The organism is Enterococcus sp. 1001283B150225_161107_E12, from assembly GCF_015556925.1.
GTDB classification, from domain to species: Bacteria; Bacillota; Bacilli; order Lactobacillales; family Enterococcaceae; genus Enterococcus_B; species Enterococcus_B mundtii.
The window spans coordinates 26,671-48,145 of sequence record NZ_JADNNI010000023.1; the positions used below are offsets into that span (position 1 = coordinate 26,671).

Below are 21,475 nucleotides of genomic sequence, written 5' to 3' on the forward strand. Positions count from 1 at the left end.
TGTCGCATGAAGAGCATGACTGGCTTTGGCAATGCCATCCGCGAAAAAAAGAACTATCAACTTGAAATCGAGATCAAAAGCGTCAATCAACGGTTTTTAGATATCCAGATACGTAGCCCTAAAGTATTAGGCTTTGTTGAGAATGAACTGAGACAATTGATCAAAACGAAGTTAAGTCGAGGACGTGTCGATGTCTTTATCAACCTAACATATTTAGGTGAACAAGATAAAAAAGTGACGATCAATTGGCAACTGATCGATACGCTCTATACACAGATGACTACCGGTATTAAAGAAAAGTATGGCGAAGCGAACGCATTGTCGATCGGTAAACTGATCGAACGTTTTGCACTAAACGAAGAGTTTGTGACAATTGCTGAAGCAACGGAAGAGGATCAAGAATTACTTGCACAATTAGCGAAAGAAACGATGCAAACGGCACTTCGTTCAATCGAAGAAAGTCGGAGTATAGAAGGCCAAGCTTTGGCGAACGTTTTACTTCAACAAACCGCAGAATTAAAACAAAATATTGCTGGATTAGCTAGCTTTGTCGAGATTTACGAGCAAGAATTTCAGACGAGATACCAAGAAAAATTAGAAGCTTTTCTTGGTACAGAAGTTGAGCGAGATCGTTTATTGACCGAAATAGCGATTCTTTTAGAACGTGGCGATATCCATGAAGAAATCGACCGTTTAATCATCCATACGCAGAAATTGGAAGAGCTACTTGAAGCAGATTATCCCATCGGTAGAGAACTAGATTTCCTTTTACAAGAGATGAATCGCGAAATCAATACGATCGGCTCAAAATCAAGCGCGATCGAAATCAAAAACCATGTCGTTCAGTCTAAAACGATTTTAGAAAAAATCCGTGAGCAAATCCAAAATATTGAATAAGTGTCCAGCCTGTCTGATCGATGACCTGTCCGTTAGGCAGGATTCCGTCTTATTTCCAAAGAGGTTACTCCTGTTCCCGCCGTTTATTCGTTTTTTAGGTATACAACAAAAGTAAATTTTACTTTTGTCTCGGACTCTTTAATGGGAAGTAGACTAGCTTTTTCTAGGTTTTCTAGCTATAATAAAAAAATAGCCTTGAAAGTTGCAAGAAAAAAGTGCAAAATAAGCAATAGTATAAAAAAGACTAGTTGAAAGGACGTCGTCATGTCAGAGCGTGGATTATTAATCGTGTTGTCTGGTCCATCGGGTGTGGGAAAAGGCACAGTGCGAAAAGCAATTTTTGAGAGTGAGGATAATGATTTCCAATATTCGATTTCGATGACGACACGCAAGATGCGTGAAGGAGAAGTTGAAGGAGTCGACTACTATTTCCGAAGCCGCGAAGAATTTGAACAAATGATCGCTGAAGGCGAAATGTTGGAATATGCAGAATATGTCGGGAATTATTATGGTACACCACTATCGTATGTCAACAAAACCTTAGACGAAGGAAAAGACGTTTTTCTTGAAATTGAAGTCCAAGGTGCACAACAAGTAAAAGAAAAAGTACCTGACGGCGTATTTATTTTCCTGACGCCCCCAGATTTAGCTGAATTGAAATCACGAATCGTTGGGCGTGGGACAGATGCAGATGAAGTAATCGAAGAACGAATGAAAGTCGCTAAGGAAGAAATCGAGATGATGGCACTGTATGACTATGCTGTTGTTAATGATGAAGTTCCATTAGCGGTCAACCGAATCAAAGATATTATTGCAAGTGAACATTTCCGTGTCGATCGTGTCATCGGAAAATATATCAAAATGTTAAAGGAGATGTAGTCTTATGATGTTAAAGCCTTCAATCGACTCATTATTAGATCGCGTGAATTCAAAATATTCTCTAGTGATCTTAGCAAGTAAACGTGCACATGAATTAGACGCAAAAGCACAACCAACAATGGATTCATTTGATTCTGTCAAAAGTGTTGGACAAGCTTTAGAAGAAATCGAAGCAGGAAATGTGATCAGTGATCCACATCCTGAATTAAAACGTGAACGTCTACGTATGGAAGACGAAGAACGTCGTGCGCAAAAAGACCGTGCACAACAAGAATTAGAGTCGCGTATTCGTGACGAGCAAAAACTATAAAATCAACTCACTATTCAGCTTATGGATAGCGAAAGATTTGAGCTTGGGAAATGTTCCTAGGCTCTTTTTTTTCCTGCGTTAATTTTTTGTTAGGATTTGGCAGAAAGTAAGACAAAACAAGGAATCTCTAGTAAAATAGGCAAGAGCCATTTTGTGTTTAAAACCAAGATGAAGAAAGGAGAAGGAGTCCATGACTGTTATTGCGGATGTGATTGTCGATGTACCAACTATGCAAACCGATCAAGCATTCACCTACTTGGTTCCTTCTGAAATGGAAGCGGCTATCCAAGTCGGTATGCGTGTAGCGATACCATTTGGAAACGGCAATCGCCAAGTCCAAGGCTTTGTGATGGCGTTGACAGCCAACGAGCAACCTCTTAAAAAAGAATTAAAGCCGATCCTTCAATTACTTGACTTGGCACCTGTTGTCAATCAAGAGTTGATGAGGTTAGCAGACTATATGAAAACCATTACTTATGCTTTTAAGATCACCTGTTTACAAACGATGCTCCCAAGTGTCATGAAAGCAGAATACGATAAGCTCATTTACCCAGTGACCGATGAACCAGAAGTCGTTGCATTTTTCGCAGGTAGACAAGAGATTTCTTGGAAGGAAGCGGAAGAAACTGGGATCTTACCGCAATTGATCCGTTGGCGTAAAAACAAGCTAGTTGATATCCGTTACGAAGTCCATACAAAAAACAAAGTGAAAACGATCCGTGTCGTTCACTCTCTTTTGTCAAAAGCACAACTCGATGAAGCTTGGGGCACCCTGAGACAAAATGCGAAAAAACAAAAAGAATTACTTCTTTATTTGTCAGAAATGGAAAACCCGATGCCTATTGCTTATTTCAAAGAAAAAGGAGTCAGTTCTGCCGTATTGAATCAAGGTAGAGATAAAGGTTGGTTGCGTATCGAAGAAGTCGAAAGTTATCGAGACCCTTATAAAGATCGGATATTTGAACGAACGACTGCCTTACAATTGAATGAAGAACAACAATCGGCGGTTCAGCAGATCATTGAAGCCTGTCATCAGGAAAAGAATGACACCTTTTTACTTGAAGGAATTACTGGTAGTGGGAAAACGGAAGTCTACCTTCAAGCCATTGCGGATGTCTTGGCAGAGAAGAAGACAGCGATCATGTTGGTCCCTGAAATTGCATTGACCCCTCAGATGGTCGAACGATTTAAAGGGCGCTTTGGAGAATCCGTCGCAGTTTTACATAGTGGCTTGTCTCAAGGTGAGAAATATGATGAATGGCGTAAAATCGAGCGCAATGAAGCCCAAGTCGTCGTCGGTGCACGTTCAGCGATCTTTGCCCCACTAGACAACATTGGTTTGATCATCATTGATGAAGAGCATGAATCAAGCTATAAGCAAGATGAAACCCCGCGTTACCATGCCAGAGATTTAGCAATATGGCGTGGGAATTACCATCATTGCCCGATCGTTTTGGGGAGTGCGACACCTTCCCTCGAATCAAGAGCCCGTGCACAAAAAGGTGTCTATCGCATGTTGCACTTGAGTCAGCGTGCGAAAATGAGTGCGCAATTACCTGAGATCGAAGTCGTCGATATGCGTGAAGAATTCGAAAAGAATCAAGCATCGACGTTCTCTCAATTATTACAAGAAAAAATCCAAGATCGATTAGAAAAAAAAGAACAAACAGTTCTTCTATTGAATCGACGAGGGTATTCTTCCTTTGTGATGTGCCGAGATTGCGGCTTTGTCTTGCCTTGCCCAAATTGCGATATCTCTTTGACTCTCCATATGGATTCTCGCTCGATGCGTTGCCATTATTGTGGACATGAAGAAGCGATCCCGCATCGTTGTCCAAATTGTGGAGAAAACAAAATCCGGTATTATGGAACGGGAACACAAAAAGTGGAAGAAGAGCTAAAAGCACTTTATCCTCAAGCAAGAATCTTGCGGATGGATGTGGATACCACAAGAAAAAAAGGTGCGCATGAACGAATCTTACAAAAATTTGGGGACAAACAAGCGGATATTCTATTAGGAACGCAGATGATCGCAAAAGGGTTAGATTTTCCTGATGTGACCTTAGTCGGCGTTCTAAATGCAGACACATCGTTGAACCTGCCAGATTTTCGTTCTAGTGAACATACCTTCCAATTATTGACACAAGTCTCCGGAAGGGCAGGAAGAGCCGAAAAAGCTGGGGAAGTTGTGATCCAAACATTTAATCCGAATCACTATGCGGTAACTTTAGCAAAGGAACAAAATTATGAACGCTTTTATCAACAAGAAATGAATGTACGCCATCGTGGAGGCTATCCGCCTTATTACTTCACTGTGAAAATCACGACGAGTCATCCAGAAGAACAAGTCGCAGCCAAAAAAATCTTTCAGATCGCCAGTCAATTAAAGCAAGTATTAGGAACGAACAGCCTTCTGTTAGGTCCGGTACCTAGCACCGTTTTACGTGTGAAAAATCGCTATTACTATCAGCTGATCATCAAATATAAACATGAACCAGAACTGCCTAATGTCCTGAAAGAAATTTTGGATCAAAGTCAAAAAGAACAGCGACAAAATCTATTTGTTGCGATCGACAATGAGCCGCTACATTTTATTTAAGAAAGGAAACACTATGAGTTATCCAATAATGATCCACCCAAATAAAAAATTGAATCGAAAAGCCCAACCAATCGATATGATCACTGATGAGACAATCGTCTTGTTAGATAACTTGTATGAAACAATGGTGGCAAATGACGGAGTCGGCATCGCCGCGCCGCAAGTCGGCAAAAATCAGCGAATCGCTATTGTTGAAGTCGATGAAGGGGATAAGTTTGAACTCATCAATCCTGAGATTATCGAGGCAAAAGGAGAAAGTATCGATGTGGAAGGTTGCTTAAGTATTCCGCATGTCTACGGTACAGTCAAACGTGCAGATGAAGTAACGGTTCGATATTATGATCGTGACGGAGAGGAAATCGAAGTCACTGCGTTTGGTTATCTTGCACGCGCCTTTCAACATGAGATCGATCACTTAGATGGGATTTTATTTATCGATAAAATGATCGAACAAATCCCCGAAGAAAAACTCGAAGAATACATGGAGGAACATTTAGATGACTAAAATCGTATTTATGGGAACCCCAGCATTTTCAGTTCCTGTACTAGAAGGGCTGATCGACCAAGGGTATGAGATCGTCGCTGTCGTGACACAACCTGATCGACCAGTGGGAAGAAAAAAAATCATTACCCCGACACCTGTGAAAGTGGCGGCTTTGAAGCACGATCTTCTTGTGCTACAGCCAGAAAAAATCACGGGTTCTCCAGAAATGCAAACAATCATTGATTTGCAACCAGATGTGCTGGTAACAGCTGCGTTTGGTCAATTCTTACCGGAGAAACTATTGCAAGTTCCAACACATGGAGCGATCAATGTTCATGCCTCTTTGTTGCCAAAATATCGTGGTGGTGCACCAGTCCATTATTCCATTATCAACGGGGAAAAAGAGACAGGTGTAACGATCATGGAGATGATCAAAAAAATGGATGCGGGTGGTATTTTCTCACAAGCAAGCCTACCAATCACTAAACAAGATGATGTCGGTACGATGTTTGAAAAACTTAGTCTATTAGGCAAAGAGTTATTGCTAGAAACACTACCGAAAATCATTTCTGGCGAATTGACGCCTACGCCTCAAAATGAGGACCAAGCAACGTTTTCACCGAATATCACACGTGAACAAGAAGCAATCAATTGGGAAAAAACAGCAGAAGAAATCGACTGCCAAGTTCGTGGCATGCGTCCATGGCCCATTGCTTTTACAACCTATGAAGGAACACGCTGGAAGCTTTGGGCAGTAGATGTGTTGGCAGATGAGACGACATCTGAAACACCAGGAACTATCATCCATAAAGATAAAAAACAATTATGGGTAGCTTGTGGGGAACAGACGGTATTATCGATCAAAGAACTACAACCTGCCGGTAAAGCAAAACAACTAATACAAGAATTCCTAAATGGCAGTGGACAACAAGTCGCTGTAGGACAGCAGGTGAAATAATGGCGAAAATACCCAAAAAAATGAAACGTTCGGTTCGCTTTATGGCGTTGATGACATTAGAGCGTGTCAACAAAGGTGGAGCATACTCCAATCTATTATTGAATGAGATGATCAACCAAGGCGACCTTAACCAAAAAGATATCGGTCTGTTTACAGAACTAGTGTATGGAACGATCAGTCGCCATCGTTTGATTGCATTTTATGTTGCGCCATTGATTGCAAATGCAAAAAAAGTGGATGACTGGGTCAAAACTTTGCTGTATTTGTCTGTCTATCAACTCGAATTTTTAGATAAAGTACCTGATCATGCAATTTTGAATGAAGCAGTAGAAATTGCAAAAATCAAAGGCAACCCCGGCACAGGGAAATTTGTGAATGGCGTATTAAGAAATTATTTACGTCAAGGAAAACCTGATCTGGAAACTATCACAGATGAAGTCGAACGTTTAGCCGTTAAATTAAGTCTGCCGAATTGGCTGACACAGCGCTTGATTAACCAAATCGGCTACGAGGAAACAGAAAAGTTAGGTCTTTCATTGTATCAACCAAGTCATGTGAGTGGCCGTATTGATACCCGTAAACTTTCGCGTGAACAAGCACTGGATCAATTGAAAGAAGAAGGACTAGATGTAAAAGCAAGTCCAATAAGCCCATATGGTGTGATTGCTGAAAAGGGCAGACTCGCCTCTACGACACTTTTTCACGATGGCTTGATGACGATCCAAGATGAAAGCTCGATGCTTGTTGCACCAGCGATGCAGATTGAGCCAGAACATCATGTACTAGATGCCTGCGCTGCCCCTGGTGGCAAAACGACCCATATCGCCACGTTCCTTGATCCAACTTGTGGAGGAGAAGTCGTGGCTCTAGATGTCCATGACCACAAAGTAAAACTAGTGGAAGAGAACGCTCGCCGTTTAGGAGTTGCCAACGCAGTGTTCGCACAAAAAATGGATGCACGTGAAGTCAAAGAACAGTTTGAAGCAGAACAATTTGACCGTATTTTAGTAGATGCTCCATGTTCCGGTTTTGGCTTGTTACGCCGAAAACCAGATATTCGTTATAAAAATAATGAAAAAGAATTAGCCAATTTACCGGCTATCCAACTAGCTATTTTGGAAAGTGTAGCTACGGCTCTTAAACCTTCAGGAATATTGACCTACAGTACTTGTACGATTTTGAAAGAAGAGAATCAAGAAGTTGTTTCAGCGTTTTTACAACGACATCCTGATTTTGAGAAGATTGATGTTTTAGTTGATCCTGTGCTACAATCATCAATCAAGGAGAAGATGTTGACGTTGTATCCACATCAATCTTATACAGATGGCTTTTTCATTTGTTGTTTGCGCAAAAAGTAATGAGGTGAAAGTATGCAGATTGAATATCAATCAGATGTAGGAAGAAGACGTAATACGAATCAAGATTATGTCAGTGTATTTGAAAACCAAGTCGGTCTCACGCTGGCGGTTTTAGCAGATGGCATGGGTGGGCACCGCGCAGGCGATATTGCTAGTCAAATGGCCGTCACAAACTTAGGGAAAGCCTGGGAAGAGCAAGCGTTACTTGATGACGAAAAAATCGCGCAGTGGTTTATCCAAGCGATCCAAGAAGAAAACCGCGCGATTCATCAATTAGGACAAGAACAGCTTGAATATAACGGAATGGGAACAACGATCGTAGCAGCTGCCCTATCAGAGGAACGTTTCACGATTGCCAATGTTGGGGATAGTCGTGCGTATTTGCTTCGCGACAATCGGATCATTCGCTTGACGGAAGACCATTCTTTAGTAAATGAATTAGTCAAATCTGGTGAAATCAGCGAAGAAATGGCCGTCAATCATCCACGTAAGAACATCTTGACTCGATCTGTCGGCATGCCAGGATCATTAGAAGTCGATGTTGCAACGTATCTTTGGCAACTCCAAGATCGTTTACTTCTATGTTCGGATGGTTTGACGAATATGCTGTCAGAAGAAACGATCGGTACGATCATCAATCAAGAAGGATCATTATCAGAAAAAGTAACGCAATTAGTGGATCAAGCAAATGAAGCCGGCGGAGCAGATAATATCAGCGTTCTTCTTATTGAATACAAGGAGGATGTTGCATGATTGAGCCAGGAAGAAAATTAAATGGTCGTTACCAAATTACCGGTAACATCGGTAGTGGCGGTATGGCAAATGTCTTTTTAGCCCATGACTTGATTTTAGATCGAGATGTTGCAATCAAAGTCCTACGCTTTGATTTCCAAAATGACCAAACGGCGATCCGTCGTTTTCAACGAGAAGCATTAGCGGCAACCGAACTAGTTCATCCAAATATCGTCAGTGTTTATGATGTCGGTGAAGAAGATAACATGCAGTACTTAGTTATGGAATATGTAAAAGGAATGGATTTAAAACGGTATATCCAAACGCACTATCCGATTCCTTATGAAACAGCAGTAAACATCATGCAACAAATCTTGTCTGCGATTTCTTTAGCACATAGCCATCAAATCATCCACCGAGATCTAAAACCACAAAATGTCTTGATCGATAATGAAGGTGTTGTGAAAATCACAGATTTTGGTATTGCGATTGCTTTATCGGAAACATCGATCACCCAAACGAATACGATGCTTGGTTCGGTTCACTACCTTTCACCAGAACAAGCAAGAGGTAGTATGGCGACAAAACAATCAGATATCTATGCGTTAGGGATCATTTTATATGAAATGCTGACAGGGAGCGTTCCTTTTGATGGGGAATCAGCTGTCACCATTGCACTGAAACATTTTCAGGATGACTTGCCTTCAATCAAAGAGTTAGATCCAAGGGCACCTCAGTCATTGGAGAATGTGGTCTTGAAAGCAACAGCCAAAGAACCTGTCGACCGGTATAAAACGGCAGAAGAAATGGCAGATGACCTAGTAACGGTGTTGTCGTTAGAACGAGCAAACGAAGAAAAATGGCAACCCCAGGCGATGGACAACGAAACAAGAGTATTGACACCACTGACGGCAGAAACACCGATGCCAGATTCCTTTAAGTCAATGCCTCTTCCCGAAGAGAAACCAGCGGAAGAATTACCAGATCCCGAAGAAACAATGCCAGATGTAAAGACTAAAAAAAGAAAAAAATGGTGGATCATTTTGCTGGTCTTGCTTGCTTTGTTAGGAATTGGGACAGCGATTTTATTTGCTTCAGGTGGACGAGGAGAAGTAACGGTTCCCGATGTTTCGGGTCAATCCGAAGCTTCAGCAAGAGAAGCTTTGACACAAGCAAAATTAAAGGTAGCAACGAACACTGAAGAAATTGCTGACGATACGATTGAGAAAGGAAATGTGGTCAAAACAGATCCAGCCTCAGGAACAACAGTGAAACAAAATCGTGAAGTCACGCTTTATATCAGTACAGGTAAGAAGAAAATCCAACTCGATGATTTTACGGGTATGTCTTACGATGAAGCGCGCAAGCAGCTACTGGATTTAGGTTTCTCTTCAAGTAGAATCAAAAAAGAAGAAGAATTTAGTGATGAGGTCACTAGTGGAAATATCATCTCACAATCAGAAGATGAAGGAACAGAAGTCGATCCCACATCAGATACGATTACTTTTACTGTTAGTAAAGGAAGTCAGCCGACGATGAGCGATTACACCGGACAAAACTATGAAACAGTTCTTAGTATTTTGAGAACGAATGGCTATACGAATATCAGTGCAACGAATGATTATAGTGATACGGTCCCAGCCGGTGCAATCATCAGTCAGTCACCAAGTTTTGGGGAACCATTGACGGATGCGACATTTATTAGTTTCGTGGTGAGTAAAGGACCAGATGCGAAGACACTGAATGACATTTCTGGTTATACGAAAAGTGATGCGCAAAGTTACTTATCTGGTATCGGTGCCGACTACATTGGTCATGAAACGTATGAGTTTTCAGATACAGTAGAAAAAGACAAAGTGATCCGTACAGATCCAGGAGTAGGTGCATCGATCACATCAGGAACGATCGTCAATGTGATTTACTCAAAAGGACCAGACCCAGCGAAAGCATCATCAAGTTCTGAAAAAGATTCTTCCAGCAGTTCTTCTAGCAGTTCAAGCAGTAGTTCAAGTTCCGAAACAACTAGTAGTAGTACCACTACAACGTCCTCGACGGATAGTGACTAGTAGACAGAATTAAACGAACTAAAACGACAATGATAAAAAATAGATCTGAGAATTCAAAATGTCGTCGGCATTTGAGGAAATTCTTAGGTCTATTTTTTGGTGATTTCTCCTAACTTCTGCTGTCCTATGGTAAAATATACTAAAAATGGAGGTGGGTTTCATTAAAGGGCAAATCAGAAAAGCAATAAGTGGATTTTATTACGTATATAAAGATGGAGAGACCTATCAGACACGAGGTCGAGGGAATTTTCGTAATCGAAAGATCACGCCCCTTGTTGGCGATCAAGTCATATTTGAAAGTGAAAACAAGACCGATGGCTATCTACTAGAAGTTTTACCACGTAAAAATCAATTAGTACGACCACCAGTAGCAAATGTTGATTTAGGAGTTGTTGTGACGAGTTTGATCGAACCAACATTCTCTTATAATCTACTCGACCGTTTTTTAGTCATGTTGGAATATGAATCGATCGAGCCAGTGATCTATTTGACGAAAACGGATTTAGCTGTCGATTCTACACAAATAAAAGAAATTAAAGAGACTTACGAAAAAATTGGCTATCCAGTGATCGTCCCTCGCACACAGGGTGATACGGATGAATTAGTTCGCTATTTTCCAGAAAGACTGACTGTTTTCATGGGACAGTCAGGTGCAGGTAAATCGACGTTGCTCAACCAAATCTCACCAGAGCTTGAGTTAGAAACAGGTGAAATATCTGATTCTTTGGGACGGGGACGTCACACGACAAGACATGTCGAGTTATTACCACTTTATGATGGATTGGTTGCCGATACACCAGGTTTCAGTTCTATTGATTTCTTAGTCATCGAACCTGTCGAGTTATCCAAACAATTCCCTGAATTTGTCGATGCTTCTGTAGACTGTCGCTTTAGAGAGTGTATGCACGTAAAAGAGCCAGATTGTGAAGTCAAACGAAGAGTAGCGGCAAAAGAAATTGCACAGACTCGCTATGACAATTACTTGCAATTTTTGCAAGAAGTTGAAAACCGTAAACCGATGTACAACAAAAAAGAAACTAGAAGAAAGTAGGAGGGTATTTTTATGAAAATAGCACCATCGATTTTAAGCGCAGATTTCGCCAATCTCCAAACAGACATTGAACGAGTAGAAAAAGGTGGAGCAGACTATATCCATGTGGACGTAATGGACGGCCAATTCGTTCCCAACATTACATTCGGATCGAATGTAGTGCAAGCAATTCGTCCGGTCACAAAACTACCGTTAGACGTTCATTTGATGATCATCAATCCTGAAAATTATATTGCTGATTTTGCAAAAGCAGGTTCAGATATCATTACGGTCCATGTGGAATCGACACCACATATCCATCGTGCGATCCAGATGATCAAAGATTTAGATGTCAAAGCAGGGGTCGTTATCAATCCTGGTACACCGATCGAAATGATCAAGCATGTTTTGCCTTTAGTTGATCAAGTGTTAGTGATGACAGTCAATCCAGGCTTTGGCGGACAAAGCTTTATTACAGAAACAGTGGATAAAATCGCAGAGTTAGCGGAATTACGCAAGGTGAACGATTGGACCTATCAAATCGAAGTGGATGGTGGAATCGTTCCAGAAACTGCAAAAATTTGTCATGAAGCAGGTGCAGACGTATTTGTGGCAGGCTCCTTTGTCTATAGTGCAGAAGATCCAGCAGCTCAAATCGATCAATTGAAAAAGGCATTAGGCTAATGGAAGTATTACTTGTTGCAGGCGGATCACCAGAAAATTGGCCAGACTTGTCACAGCAATCATTTGATCGATACGTGGGCATCGACCGTGGGGCACTCTATTTGCTTGAAAAAGGCTATTCGTTAGATCTAGCAATCGGTGATTTTGATTCATTGTCTTCCTCAGAATATCAACGAGTATCCGATAAAGCTGTCGAAGTACACCAAGCGCCAGCAGAGAAAGACGATACGGACACTCAGCTAGGTTTAGCAAAGACATTCGAACACTTTCCAGAAGCAAGCGTGACACTGATCGGTGCAACTGGTGGAAGATTAGATCATTTATTAGCTAATCTATGGTTAGCATTAGAACCACGGTTTCAACCTTTTATACGACAGATCCAAATACAAGACAAACAAAACGTAATCACTTACTATCTACCAGGAGCTTACGAGATAAAAAAAATTCCTGAAATGAAGTATTTAGCTTACTGTTGTTTGACACCTGTTAGTCAATTGACATTATCTGACAGCAAATATCAACTATCAAACGAGGAAGTATCTCGTCCAACTTCTTATGCAAGCAATGAATTTGTCACTGACAAAGCATCCTTCAGCTTCTCTGAAGGAATCATTTCAGTCATCCAAAGTAAAGATTGATGGATCGGTTCAGGACAAAGTAGCAAAAGAAATGAAGCGGAAAAATGACAGTTTAAATTATTTGCTAAAAAAAGCTTAAAAGAAGGGTCGAGCCTTTTGTTTCCCCTTATTTAATGATAAAATTACAGGTAAGAGTCTAATTTAATTCGAGGTGTCTTTGTGAAGAAGTTCAATCCTAATAAAAATATCATTATTACCTTAGTCATCGTTATTATTGTAGTAACGGTCCTAAGTGTGACAGCTGCCCAGCGAGCGAATGAAGGAAAGCCCAATTTCTTCCAATCTATTGTGAACGACAGTGTCTCTTTTGTCGATCGGACGATTTCTGCTCCGGTCAAATGGGTCCAAAATGGCGTGGATTCAGTACATCATCTTTTCACCACCTATTCAGAAAATGAACGGTTAAAAGAAAAAATCGACAGCTATGATGAGATAGCTCAAAAAAACAAGAACATGCAAAAAGAAATCGATGCACTAAAAAGCGAACTCGATTTAAGCCAAACGTTGACGAGTTATGAAAGAGTCACAGCAAATGTGATCACTCGTTCACCTGACTCATGGCAAGATCTATTAGTCGTCGACAAAGGATCAAATGATGGAATCGAAGTCAATATGGCAGTCATGGCGCAAAAAGGTTTAGTCGGACGTGTCATTGAAGTCAATGCCACTTCTTCTAAAGTAGAATTGCTGACTTCGTCAAACGTAAGTTCCAACCATTTCCCTGTCCGCGTATCTTCTGGAAACGGAGAATCTTTCGGTTTACTCAAGAATTATGACGAAAAGTTACAAGCGCTAGTTGTGACACAGCTAACAGGTGAAAGTGAAATCAAAGAGGGCGACGTAGTACAAACATCAGGTCTTGGAGGCAACTCGCCAGCAGATCTGCAAATCGGTACAGTCATCAAAACAAAACCAGATAGTTATGGGCTAGATCGCGAAGTCTATGTCAAACCTTATGCGGATATGTATGATCTCCCAGTAGTAACGATCATCAAACGTCTTGTGGAGGAATAGTCCATGCTAAAAAAAGAGAAAATGACCATTTATTTGCCGATCCTCTTGTTCTTACTCATGTTGATCGATGGGCACTTTACCCGAATGATGATCAGGTGGTCAAGCGGTGACTACATGGCAAGTGCGCATCTTTTGATATTGGTTTTACTATTTTGCAGTTTGAGTTTCTCCAAACGCTACTTACTGATCACGACATTAGTTTTAGGTATTATCTTTGATTCTTACTATATTGGTGTGATTGGCATTTATGCAGTTGCTTTACCTTTATTAGTATTTATCATGTATGGGATGAAATCTGTCATCCATGTAAATATTTTTACTGAGTTTTTTAGCCTCATCATTTTCATCACAGGCTATGAGTTGTTTACATTGATCGTACAAATGGTATTCAAACTTGCGAGTGTAGATAGTACGTACTTTATCACTAAATATTTAGGTCCAACATTATTATTGAATATGGTATTGTTCGCTCTACTTGTATTCCCATTAAAGAAGCTATTTAAAGAAGGTCGGGACAGAAGTGTCTAGCCTCGCAGAATAAGGCGCCATCCACGAAAATTGTTTTTCAAATTTTTGTGGATGGCGCCTTGTTTTCCGAAGAGATTACTTCTGTTCCCACCGTTTATTCGGTTTTAGGTGGTGCGAAAGGACGAATGTTTCAGCCTTTTTTTATTTAATTTAAAACGGGCATTATTTAATTATTGAAAAATGTATTATGAAAATAACCATGTCATCTTACATTTCTGTCATTATAATCAGTTGTTTTGAAATGTTTTTGTAACATAACTATTATCTCATTGACATACAGCTATGGTACAATTTTGTTATCGTTAAGAAAGACTTAAATATTTTTAGATATTTATTAAATTAAGCCAGTCGGAGGAATGAAGAGTGAAAAAGAGTTTAATATCAGCAGTAATGGTAAGTTCAATGGCCTTGACTGCCGTAGCATCACCGATCGCAGCCGCGGCGGAAGATTTTGATTCTCAAATACAACAACAAGATCAAAAAATTGCGGAATTACAAAACCAACAAGCAAGTGCCCAATCTCAAATCGAGGCATTAGAAGGTCAAGTCGCTGACATCAATACAAAAGCTGAAACTTTATTAGCTAATCAAGCAACATTACGTCAAGAGTCTTCTCAATTGACACAAGAAATTGCAGATCTACAAGAACGTATCGAAAAACGTGAAGCAACAATCCAAGAGCAAGCACGTGAAACACAAGTTAGCAGCAAAAGCTCTAACTACATCGATGCAGTATTGAATGCTGAGTCATTCTCAGATGCAATCGGACGCGTTCAAGCAATGTCATCGATTGTACGTGCGAACCAAGACTTAGTGAAACAACAAAAAGAAGACAAACAGGCAGTTGAAGATAAAAAAGCTGAAAATGAAGCGAAGCTAAAAGAGTTAGCAGAAAATCAAGCGGCTTTAGAATCACAAAAAGGCGACTTACTATCAAAACAAGCTGATTTAAATGTTCTAAAAACTACTTTAGCGGCTGAACAAGCAACAGCAGAAGATAAAAAAGAAGACTTGAACCGCCAAAAAGCAGAAGCTGAAGCAGAGCAAGCACGTATTCGTGAACAAGCTCGTTTAGCAGAGCAAGCGCGTCAACAAGCAGCACAAGAACAAGCTGAAAGAGAAGCACGTGAACAAGCAGCAGTTGCCGCTGCAGCAGCACAAGAGCAAGAACAAGAACAAGCTTCTTCATCAGTACAAGAATCAACAGAAGTTTCTGAATCAGCTACTTCAGAATCATCATCAAGTGCTGAATCTTCAACAGAACAATCTTCAGTTCCTGAATCATCTACATCAACAGAAGATTCAACAACTGAAAGTAGTGTACCAGAATCTTCAACAGAAGAATCTACTACTACACCATCTGTTCCAGAAACAACAACAACATCAACGCCGGAGCCAACAACACCATCAACACCGGAGCCATCAACACCGGAGCCATCAACACCTGCAACACCAGCTCCAACACCTGAACCATCAACGCCGGCACCATCAATTCCAGCGCCAACGACTCCATCTACTAATGGAGCAGCGATTGTAGCTGAAGCGATGAAATACATTGGGACTCCTTATGTATGGGGTGGAAAAGATCCAAGTGGATTTGACTGTTCTGGATTTACACGCTATGTGTACCTACAAGTAACTGGCCGTGACATCGGTGGTTGGACTGTACCTCAAGAATCAGCAGGAGCTAGAATCTCAGTTTCTCAAGCAAAAGCTGGAGACTTATTATTCTGGGGAGCAGCTGGTGGCACTTACCACGTAGCAATTTCTTTAGGTGGCGGACAATACATCCATGCACCACAACCGGGCGAAAGTGTTAAAATTGGCTCAGTTCAATGGTATGCACCTGACTTCGCTGTAAGTATGTAATTTATGAAGAACTAACTCTTAAGTGAGTTAGTTCTTTTTTTACGAAACTAAAAAGGATCGAACAAACAGTTTTGATAACTGTCTGTTCGATCCTTTAAAATTTTCTTGCTTAGAAAGCATGATCAAATAAATTCTTCCGTCAATTCCATGAAGTTTTGGATATCTTCTAAGACCATGTTGATGCCTGCTTGCCAAAAATCTGGTTTCGTTAAGTCTACACCTAAGTGTTTTTGAGCCAATTCTTCCGTTGTCATTGAAGCAGTATCGCGTAGTAAGTCGATATACTCTTGTTCAAAACTTGAACCTTGCTCGTTAGCATAGGCGTAAATACCTAAACTGAACAAGTAACCAAAAGTATAAGGGAAATTATAAAACGGTACATCATCAATAAAGAAATGTAGTTTTGCTGCCCAGAAATAAGGATGATAAGTAGATAATGCATTTGCATATCCTTCTTTTTGCGCTTCGATCATCATATCAGTGATCTCTTGTTCTGCCACTAGTCCTTTTTGACGAGCAGTATAGAATTGATTTTCGAAGATAAAACGGGAGTGGATATTCATGAACATAGCCAGAGCATTTTGTAATTTCGTATCCAATAAATTGATTTTTTCTTCTTTTGTTGATGCCGCTTTAAGTGTTGCATCAGCTACGATCAATTCTGCAAAGGTACTTGCTGTTTCAGCAACATTCATTGCGTATTCACGATTCAACGCTGGAAGATCCCACATCGTACTACTATGGAAAGCATGACCTAACTCATGGGCTAAAGTAGCGACTTCGTTGACTGAATTGCTATAAGTCATGAAGATTCTGGATTCTTGTGTTTCAGGCAATTCCGTGCAGTAACCACCAGGTCGTTTGCCAGGACGATCCTCTGCTTCAATCCAACTTTTGTTAAAAGCGTCTTGAGCAAATTCAGCCATTTTAGGACTGAATTTATTGAAATTCTCAATGATAAATGCTGCTGCTTCATCAAAGGTAAAGGTTTTTTCTTTCATATCACCTAGAATGATCGGTGCATCTTGATCTTGCCATTCCATTTTTTCTTTACCAAAAAGATTGGCTTTTCTTGTTAAGTAATCGACAAGGGGTTGTTTATTTTTTTGGATCGTCTCCCACATTACATCTAATGTTTCTTTTTTCAAGCGATTATATTCTAAAGGCTTTTGTAAGAAATCTGTTGTACCGTGTAGTTTATAGGTAGATAGACGGAACCCATCTAAATGATTCAAGGTGTCTGTAAATAAAGGTGCTTTTTCTTGCCAAGCAGTTTCCCAAGCTGTAAATAATTGTTTGCGGACTTCTGGATCAGGATCACCCATCATTTTATTGAATGCTTGACCAGCAGATAATTCAATGATTTCTCCCTCTTGTTCAAATGGTACAGTCACGCTAGCGACAATCGTATCATAATGACTACTCCAGGCATTCAAACCATCCAAAGATAATGTATTGATAATGTGCTCCTCGTTTTCAGATAACAAGCGTGCGCCATCGCGACGAATTTCGTTCATACGAAAAGCAATCGGAGCTAATTGATCTTGGGCAATCAAGTTTGTCCATTCATTGTCAGATATTTCTGCAAATTTTTTCGATAAGATCGTATCTGCTGCTTGCCAACGTGGTAACGAAGCATAGAGTTTACCAGACAAAATCTTTGCATCGGAATCTTTGACATTAGCAGATAATAAAGCAGTAATATAACTATTACATTGGCTGAAGCCATTGGTTACTTTTTCTTGAAGTGCCAAAATCGTCACAAGAGAATCGATATCTTCGGATGAAAATGACCATTGATTGATTTGTTCGTAATATGTTTCTATTTGTCGTTCTAATTGAGCCAAACGTTCATTTAATTCAGTTGAAGCACTTCCTCCAGGAAAGATAGAATCTAAATCCCAGTTAAGCGAATAAGTCATCAAAAAACCCCTCTCATATTTATGGTACTATCTCTAGTATAGCATTTAAAGAAGGAATAAGTCTTGGAGAAATTATTGTCGTTTTATGAAAAAAAAGCTATCATAGAAAGAAGAGGTGACTTATGGAGTTTTTAAAAAAACAAAGAAAAAATGGAAATTTCTATTTAGTGTTTGCATTAATGATCATGGCTATTTTATTTTATAGCTCCTCGCAAACCTATGGACAACAATCGCAACTTTCAAGAATTGATGCCTGGTTCCCAAACCAACCCTTTAAAGAAGCATTATCAGGTATCCAGTTTACTTATGGAGAAAGTGTTATCAGTATCGACCATTCTGGATACAGCAAATTCATTGAATTCTTTTTAAGAAAAGGCGCCCATTTTGGCACCTATTTTCTATTAGGAGGTAGTCTGTATCTAGGTGTATTCCCGAAAATGAAAATCTGGTGGTTAACGGGGGTTCTTGCTTGGTTATCTGCGACAGGATACGCCGGTCTAGATGAGTTCCATCAAATGTTGACAGGTGATCGTTCACCAATGTTCCAAGATGTCATGCTTGATTCGATGGGGGCATTGACTGCAGTTATTATATGTATTTTATTTACTTTTATAAAGAAGAGAAAGTAAAAAAGAGAGCACAGTTGCGTGTCTGCAACTGTGCTCTAGTAGTTACGATTAAAAAATCAAAACAGGCGTACCTTTTTCAACCATTCCAAATAATTCTTTCATGACACCTGGTGGCGTATTGACACAACCATGAGAACCACGAGTTCGCCATAAGTCGCCGCCATATTCTGGTTGCCAATCCGAATCGTGGATACCGATACCTGTCCAATCGACTGGCATCCAATAGTTCACTGGACTTTCATATGGTGTACCATCATCGTTCGTTCCTCTTAATACAGCATTTTCTTCTTTATTCCAGACATAAAAGACACCGGGAGGAGTAGGGGTAGAAGGTTTTCCTGAAACGATATCTGTTTCAAGCGCCACTTTCCCATCTTTGTAGAACCACATATGTTGATTCTCTAAATCGACTTCGATATACGTATCCTCGATCAATGGGTGGTCGGCAGTTGTACTACCTTGAACAATTGGTGAACGTGTGAAATCTTGTCCTGCTAAAATCGCTTCTGTTAAAGCTGTTACTTCGCTATCTGTTTGGATCGTCCAACTGAACGTGCCAGCAGGAACAGTTACTTCGCCACGTTTGGTACTTTTGAATTTAGTATCATTTGTACTTGTATTGTATTTTTCGCCAAGTTCACTAACATATTGACGAACTTTTTCTGAATCAAGCGCTGGTTTTCCATCTTCATAGGTGAGCCATTCAACGATGAGTGAAGAAGGGATCGTAATTGTTTCGCCATTGATACTGTAAGTTCCTTTTACTTTAGCGATATTATTCATGGTCGTTAACTGCTCAGTCAACTTCTTATCTGTAGATGTGACGGCTGGTTCTTTTTGGAACTCAGTAAGATCAATGGTATCTTTTCCATCATTTACAACAGTCGTCAATTCCTTCGTAACGGCTTCGACATCGACCGTGTTCCCTTTCACTTCAGGCTTGATTTTAAATGAGTCACCAGATTTTTCAATCGTTGCATCGGCAGTAGGCGTACGGTCTTTATTCAATTCAGTCAATTCCGTAGACAATGTCTCGATCGTTTGATCCAGTTGTTCCCGTTCCGCACTTAATGGATCGATTTCTTGTTTTTCGGCCGCAGCTACATAGTTCATTCCCCAAGTCCAAGCATTTTGGTTTTTCAAGATCGAAGCTAGATCAGTTGAAAAATCCTTTTTATAACCAAGATCGGACTTTGCAATCTCTTTCCAAACCGTTCCGTTTTCTTTGATTGAAATCGTCTTATTGGAATACGCTTCTTTTAACTTGTCATTTGCTTGGTCGATGGTCAGGTTACTTACATTGATCGAATTGACTTCCGTTTTAGGAAGAAAACGATTCGTGTAATATGTACTACGATAGGTGTAAAAGCCGATTAATACTAGAATCACACCGAGAACAGAAAGCAAACCAATACGCATTGATTTTTTTCGATGAGAAGATCTTGTCATATCTGCAACTCCTTAATAATAATAGTTATAGGGTGTAACGACTCTATCATAGCATAATTTACAGTAAAAGACGAAATGATGTCCCTCTTTATATAAAAATTAACATACTGCTTAGAAAAATAACGATAGTTAGGCAAGGATTTTATATACGGAAGTGTATAAAAAAACAGGAAATCCTAGAAAATGGAAGGTCGATTTTCAGGATTCCCTGTGAAGATGAGGTTGTTTTCGAAGACATTACTTCTGGAACAACGTGTATTCTTTTTTAGTGAGAACGACAGCGTCTCAAGTAATTAATTATTCAGCATCCAATTTAGCAAAAGCTTCATCTAAGATATCTTTTAATTGTTTTGCTGAAGCGGCCATACGATCTTGTTCGCTGTCGCTTAATGGAATTTCAATGACTTTTTGGATACCTTGACGGTTGATGACAGCAGGTGCACCGATATAGATATCGTTTAGTCCATATTCACCATTCATATAAACAGATAATGGAAGAACTGCATTTTCATCGTCTAAGATCGCGCGAGTGATACGTGCTAAAGCTACAGCGATACCGTAGAATGTTGCGCCTTTTTTCTCGATGATCGTATAAGCAGCATCACGTACACCGAAGAATAAGTTAACCATTGCTTCTTCATCCACGTCTGGATTATTTTTGACCCATTCATAGATTTGTAAACCAGCAACATTGGCATGTGACCAAACTGGGAACTCAGAATCTCCATGTTCACCTAAAATATACGCATGGACGTTACGTGCATCAACGTCAACTAATTCAGCAAGTGCTTGACGGAAACGAGCAGAGTCAAGTGAAGTTCCTGAACCGATTACGCGCTCTTTAGGGAAACCTGAGAATTTCCAAGTAGAGTAAGTTAAAATATCAACTGGGTTAGCAGCAACTAAGAAAATACCATTGAAACCTGAGTCAACGATTTGTGTAACAACTTCGCGGTTGATTTTTAAGTTTTTATTTACTAGATCTAAACGTGTTTCACCTGGTTTTTGTGGTGCGCCAGCTGTGATAACGACTAAGTCTGCATCATGTGCATCTGCATAAGAAGCTGAGTAGATTTTTTTAGGTGAAGTAAATGCTAGAGCGTGTGATAAGTCGATCGCATCTCCTTCAGTTTTTGCTGTATTGATATCGATGATACCAACTTCTTGAGCGATATTTTGTGTAACTAAAGCGAAGGCATAGCTAGAACCTACAGCACCGTCTCCAACAAGTATTACTTTTTGATGATCTTTTTTTTCTGCGTTTGCAGTCATTTATATCAATCCTTCCATTGATTTGTTTTTCCCATGCCTATGCTAACATGGAAAAAGCTTGCTGTCACGCTATTTGGTTACAAAATATAACAGATAACAAGGTTGTACCATATGTAAAAGCTTACATGTGCGTTATTTCACTATTTAGCAAAACCAA

Annotated in this window: 19 protein-coding genes; 16 read left to right on the top strand and 3 right to left on the bottom strand. The window is 40.0% G+C overall.

The features are described from left to right. Positions 1 to 6: 6 nt before the first annotated feature. From I2F89_RS14220 to I2F89_RS14290, 15 genes are all read left to right on the top strand, one after another. Positions 7 to 897, top strand: a complete 891-nt coding sequence (locus I2F89_RS14220; protein ID WP_195514554.1) for a YicC/YloC family endoribonuclease — start codon at positions 7 to 9, stop codon at positions 895 to 897. A 264-nt stretch (positions 898 to 1,161) separates the two neighbouring features. Continuing rightward, entirely contained in the window at positions 1,162 to 1,776 is a 615-nt protein-coding gene (gene gmk, locus I2F89_RS14225; protein WP_034688579.1) for a guanylate kinase, read from the top strand. 4 nt (positions 1,777 to 1,780) lie between these two features. Beyond that, positions 1,781 to 2,086, top strand: coding sequence for a DNA-directed RNA polymerase subunit omega (gene rpoZ, locus I2F89_RS14230; RefSeq protein WP_010734097.1), 306 nt, complete (start codon positions 1,781 to 1,783; stop codon positions 2,084 to 2,086). Between the two features lie 190 nt (positions 2,087 to 2,276). After that, positions 2,277 to 4,685 carry a primosomal protein N' gene (gene priA / locus I2F89_RS14235; protein ID WP_071866545.1) on the top strand — a complete coding sequence of 803 codons (2,409 nt, stop codon included), beginning with the start codon at positions 2,277 to 2,279 and terminating at the stop codon, positions 4,683 to 4,685. A 13-nt stretch (positions 4,686 to 4,698) separates the two neighbouring features. Beyond that, positions 4,699 to 5,190: a peptide deformylase gene (def, locus tag I2F89_RS14240; protein WP_071866546.1), complete on the top strand. Its 492-nt coding sequence runs from the start codon at positions 4,699 to 4,701 to the stop codon at positions 5,188 to 5,190. Beyond that, positions 5,183 to 6,127, top strand: a complete 945-nt coding sequence (gene fmt / locus I2F89_RS14245; protein WP_010734100.1) for a methionyl-tRNA formyltransferase — start codon at positions 5,183 to 5,185, stop codon at positions 6,125 to 6,127. The genes def and fmt overlap by 8 nt, the downstream gene beginning before the upstream one ends. Continuing rightward, entirely contained in the window at positions 6,127 to 7,485 is a 1,359-nt protein-coding gene (rsmB, locus tag I2F89_RS14250) for a 16S rRNA (cytosine(967)-C(5))-methyltransferase RsmB (RefSeq protein ID WP_071866547.1), read from the top strand. Before fmt ends, rsmB begins: the two co-directional genes overlap by 1 nt. A 12-nt stretch (positions 7,486 to 7,497) precedes the next feature. Beyond that, entirely contained in the window at positions 7,498 to 8,238 is a 741-nt protein-coding gene (locus I2F89_RS14255; protein WP_010734102.1) for a Stp1/IreP family PP2C-type Ser/Thr phosphatase, read from the top strand. Beyond that, complete coding sequence (gene pknB / locus I2F89_RS14260) at positions 8,235 to 10,283, top strand: Stk1 family PASTA domain-containing Ser/Thr kinase (RefSeq protein WP_195514555.1); 2,049 nt, start codon at positions 8,235 to 8,237, stop codon at positions 10,281 to 10,283. The genes I2F89_RS14255 and pknB overlap by 4 nt, the downstream gene beginning before the upstream one ends. 151 nt (positions 10,284 to 10,434) lie before the next feature. Beyond that, a complete protein-coding gene (rsgA, locus tag I2F89_RS14265; protein ID WP_029593934.1) occupies positions 10,435 to 11,334 on the top strand; it encodes a ribosome small subunit-dependent GTPase A in 900 nt (299 codons plus the stop codon). A 12-nt stretch (positions 11,335 to 11,346) separates the two neighbouring features. After that, complete coding sequence (gene rpe / locus I2F89_RS14270) at positions 11,347 to 11,997, top strand: ribulose-phosphate 3-epimerase (RefSeq protein WP_074801789.1); 651 nt, start codon at positions 11,347 to 11,349, stop codon at positions 11,995 to 11,997. Then, the gene (locus tag I2F89_RS14275; protein WP_065096082.1) at positions 11,997 to 12,635 is read left to right on the top strand and encodes a thiamine diphosphokinase; all 639 of its coding nucleotides are present in this window, start codon (positions 11,997 to 11,999) and stop codon (positions 12,633 to 12,635) included. Before rpe ends, I2F89_RS14275 begins: the two co-directional genes overlap by 1 nt. A 159-nt stretch (positions 12,636 to 12,794) precedes the next feature. After that, the gene (gene mreC / locus I2F89_RS14280) at positions 12,795 to 13,649 is read left to right on the top strand and encodes a rod shape-determining protein MreC (protein ID WP_195514556.1); all 855 of its coding nucleotides are present in this window, start codon (positions 12,795 to 12,797) and stop codon (positions 13,647 to 13,649) included. 3 nt (positions 13,650 to 13,652) lie between these two features. Next, the gene (mreD, locus tag I2F89_RS14285) at positions 13,653 to 14,177 is read left to right on the top strand and encodes a rod shape-determining protein MreD (RefSeq protein WP_065096081.1); all 525 of its coding nucleotides are present in this window, start codon (positions 13,653 to 13,655) and stop codon (positions 14,175 to 14,177) included. Positions 14,178 to 14,540: 363 nt separating this feature from the next. Further along, entirely contained in the window at positions 14,541 to 16,046 is a 1,506-nt protein-coding gene (locus I2F89_RS14290) for an NlpC/P60 family protein (RefSeq protein WP_195514557.1), read from the top strand. Between the two features lie 122 nt (positions 16,047 to 16,168). On the opposite strand, the gene I2F89_RS14295 is transcribed toward I2F89_RS14290, so the two are convergent. Further along, positions 16,169 to 17,968, bottom strand: a complete 1,800-nt coding sequence (locus tag I2F89_RS14295) for a M3 family oligoendopeptidase (protein ID WP_071866552.1) — start codon at positions 17,966 to 17,968, stop codon at positions 16,169 to 16,171. A gap of 122 nt (positions 17,969 to 18,090) precedes the next feature. Here I2F89_RS14295 and I2F89_RS14300 point away from each other — a divergent pair, with 122 nt between their 5' ends. Further along, a complete protein-coding gene (locus I2F89_RS14300; protein ID WP_071866553.1) occupies positions 18,091 to 18,597 on the top strand; it encodes a VanZ family protein in 507 nt (168 codons plus the stop codon). A gap of 48 nt (positions 18,598 to 18,645) precedes the next feature. On the opposite strand, the gene I2F89_RS14305 is transcribed toward I2F89_RS14300, so the two are convergent. Both I2F89_RS14305 and I2F89_RS14310 read right to left on the bottom strand, forming a co-directional pair. Beyond that, entirely contained in the window at positions 18,646 to 20,046 is a 1,401-nt protein-coding gene (locus I2F89_RS14305) for a L,D-transpeptidase family protein (RefSeq protein WP_142433810.1), read from the bottom strand. A 297-nt stretch (positions 20,047 to 20,343) separates the two neighbouring features. Then, complete coding sequence (locus I2F89_RS14310; RefSeq protein ID WP_019722338.1) at positions 20,344 to 21,318, bottom strand: L-lactate dehydrogenase; 975 nt, start codon at positions 21,316 to 21,318, stop codon at positions 20,344 to 20,346. Between the last annotated feature and the right edge of the window lie 157 nt (positions 21,319 to 21,475).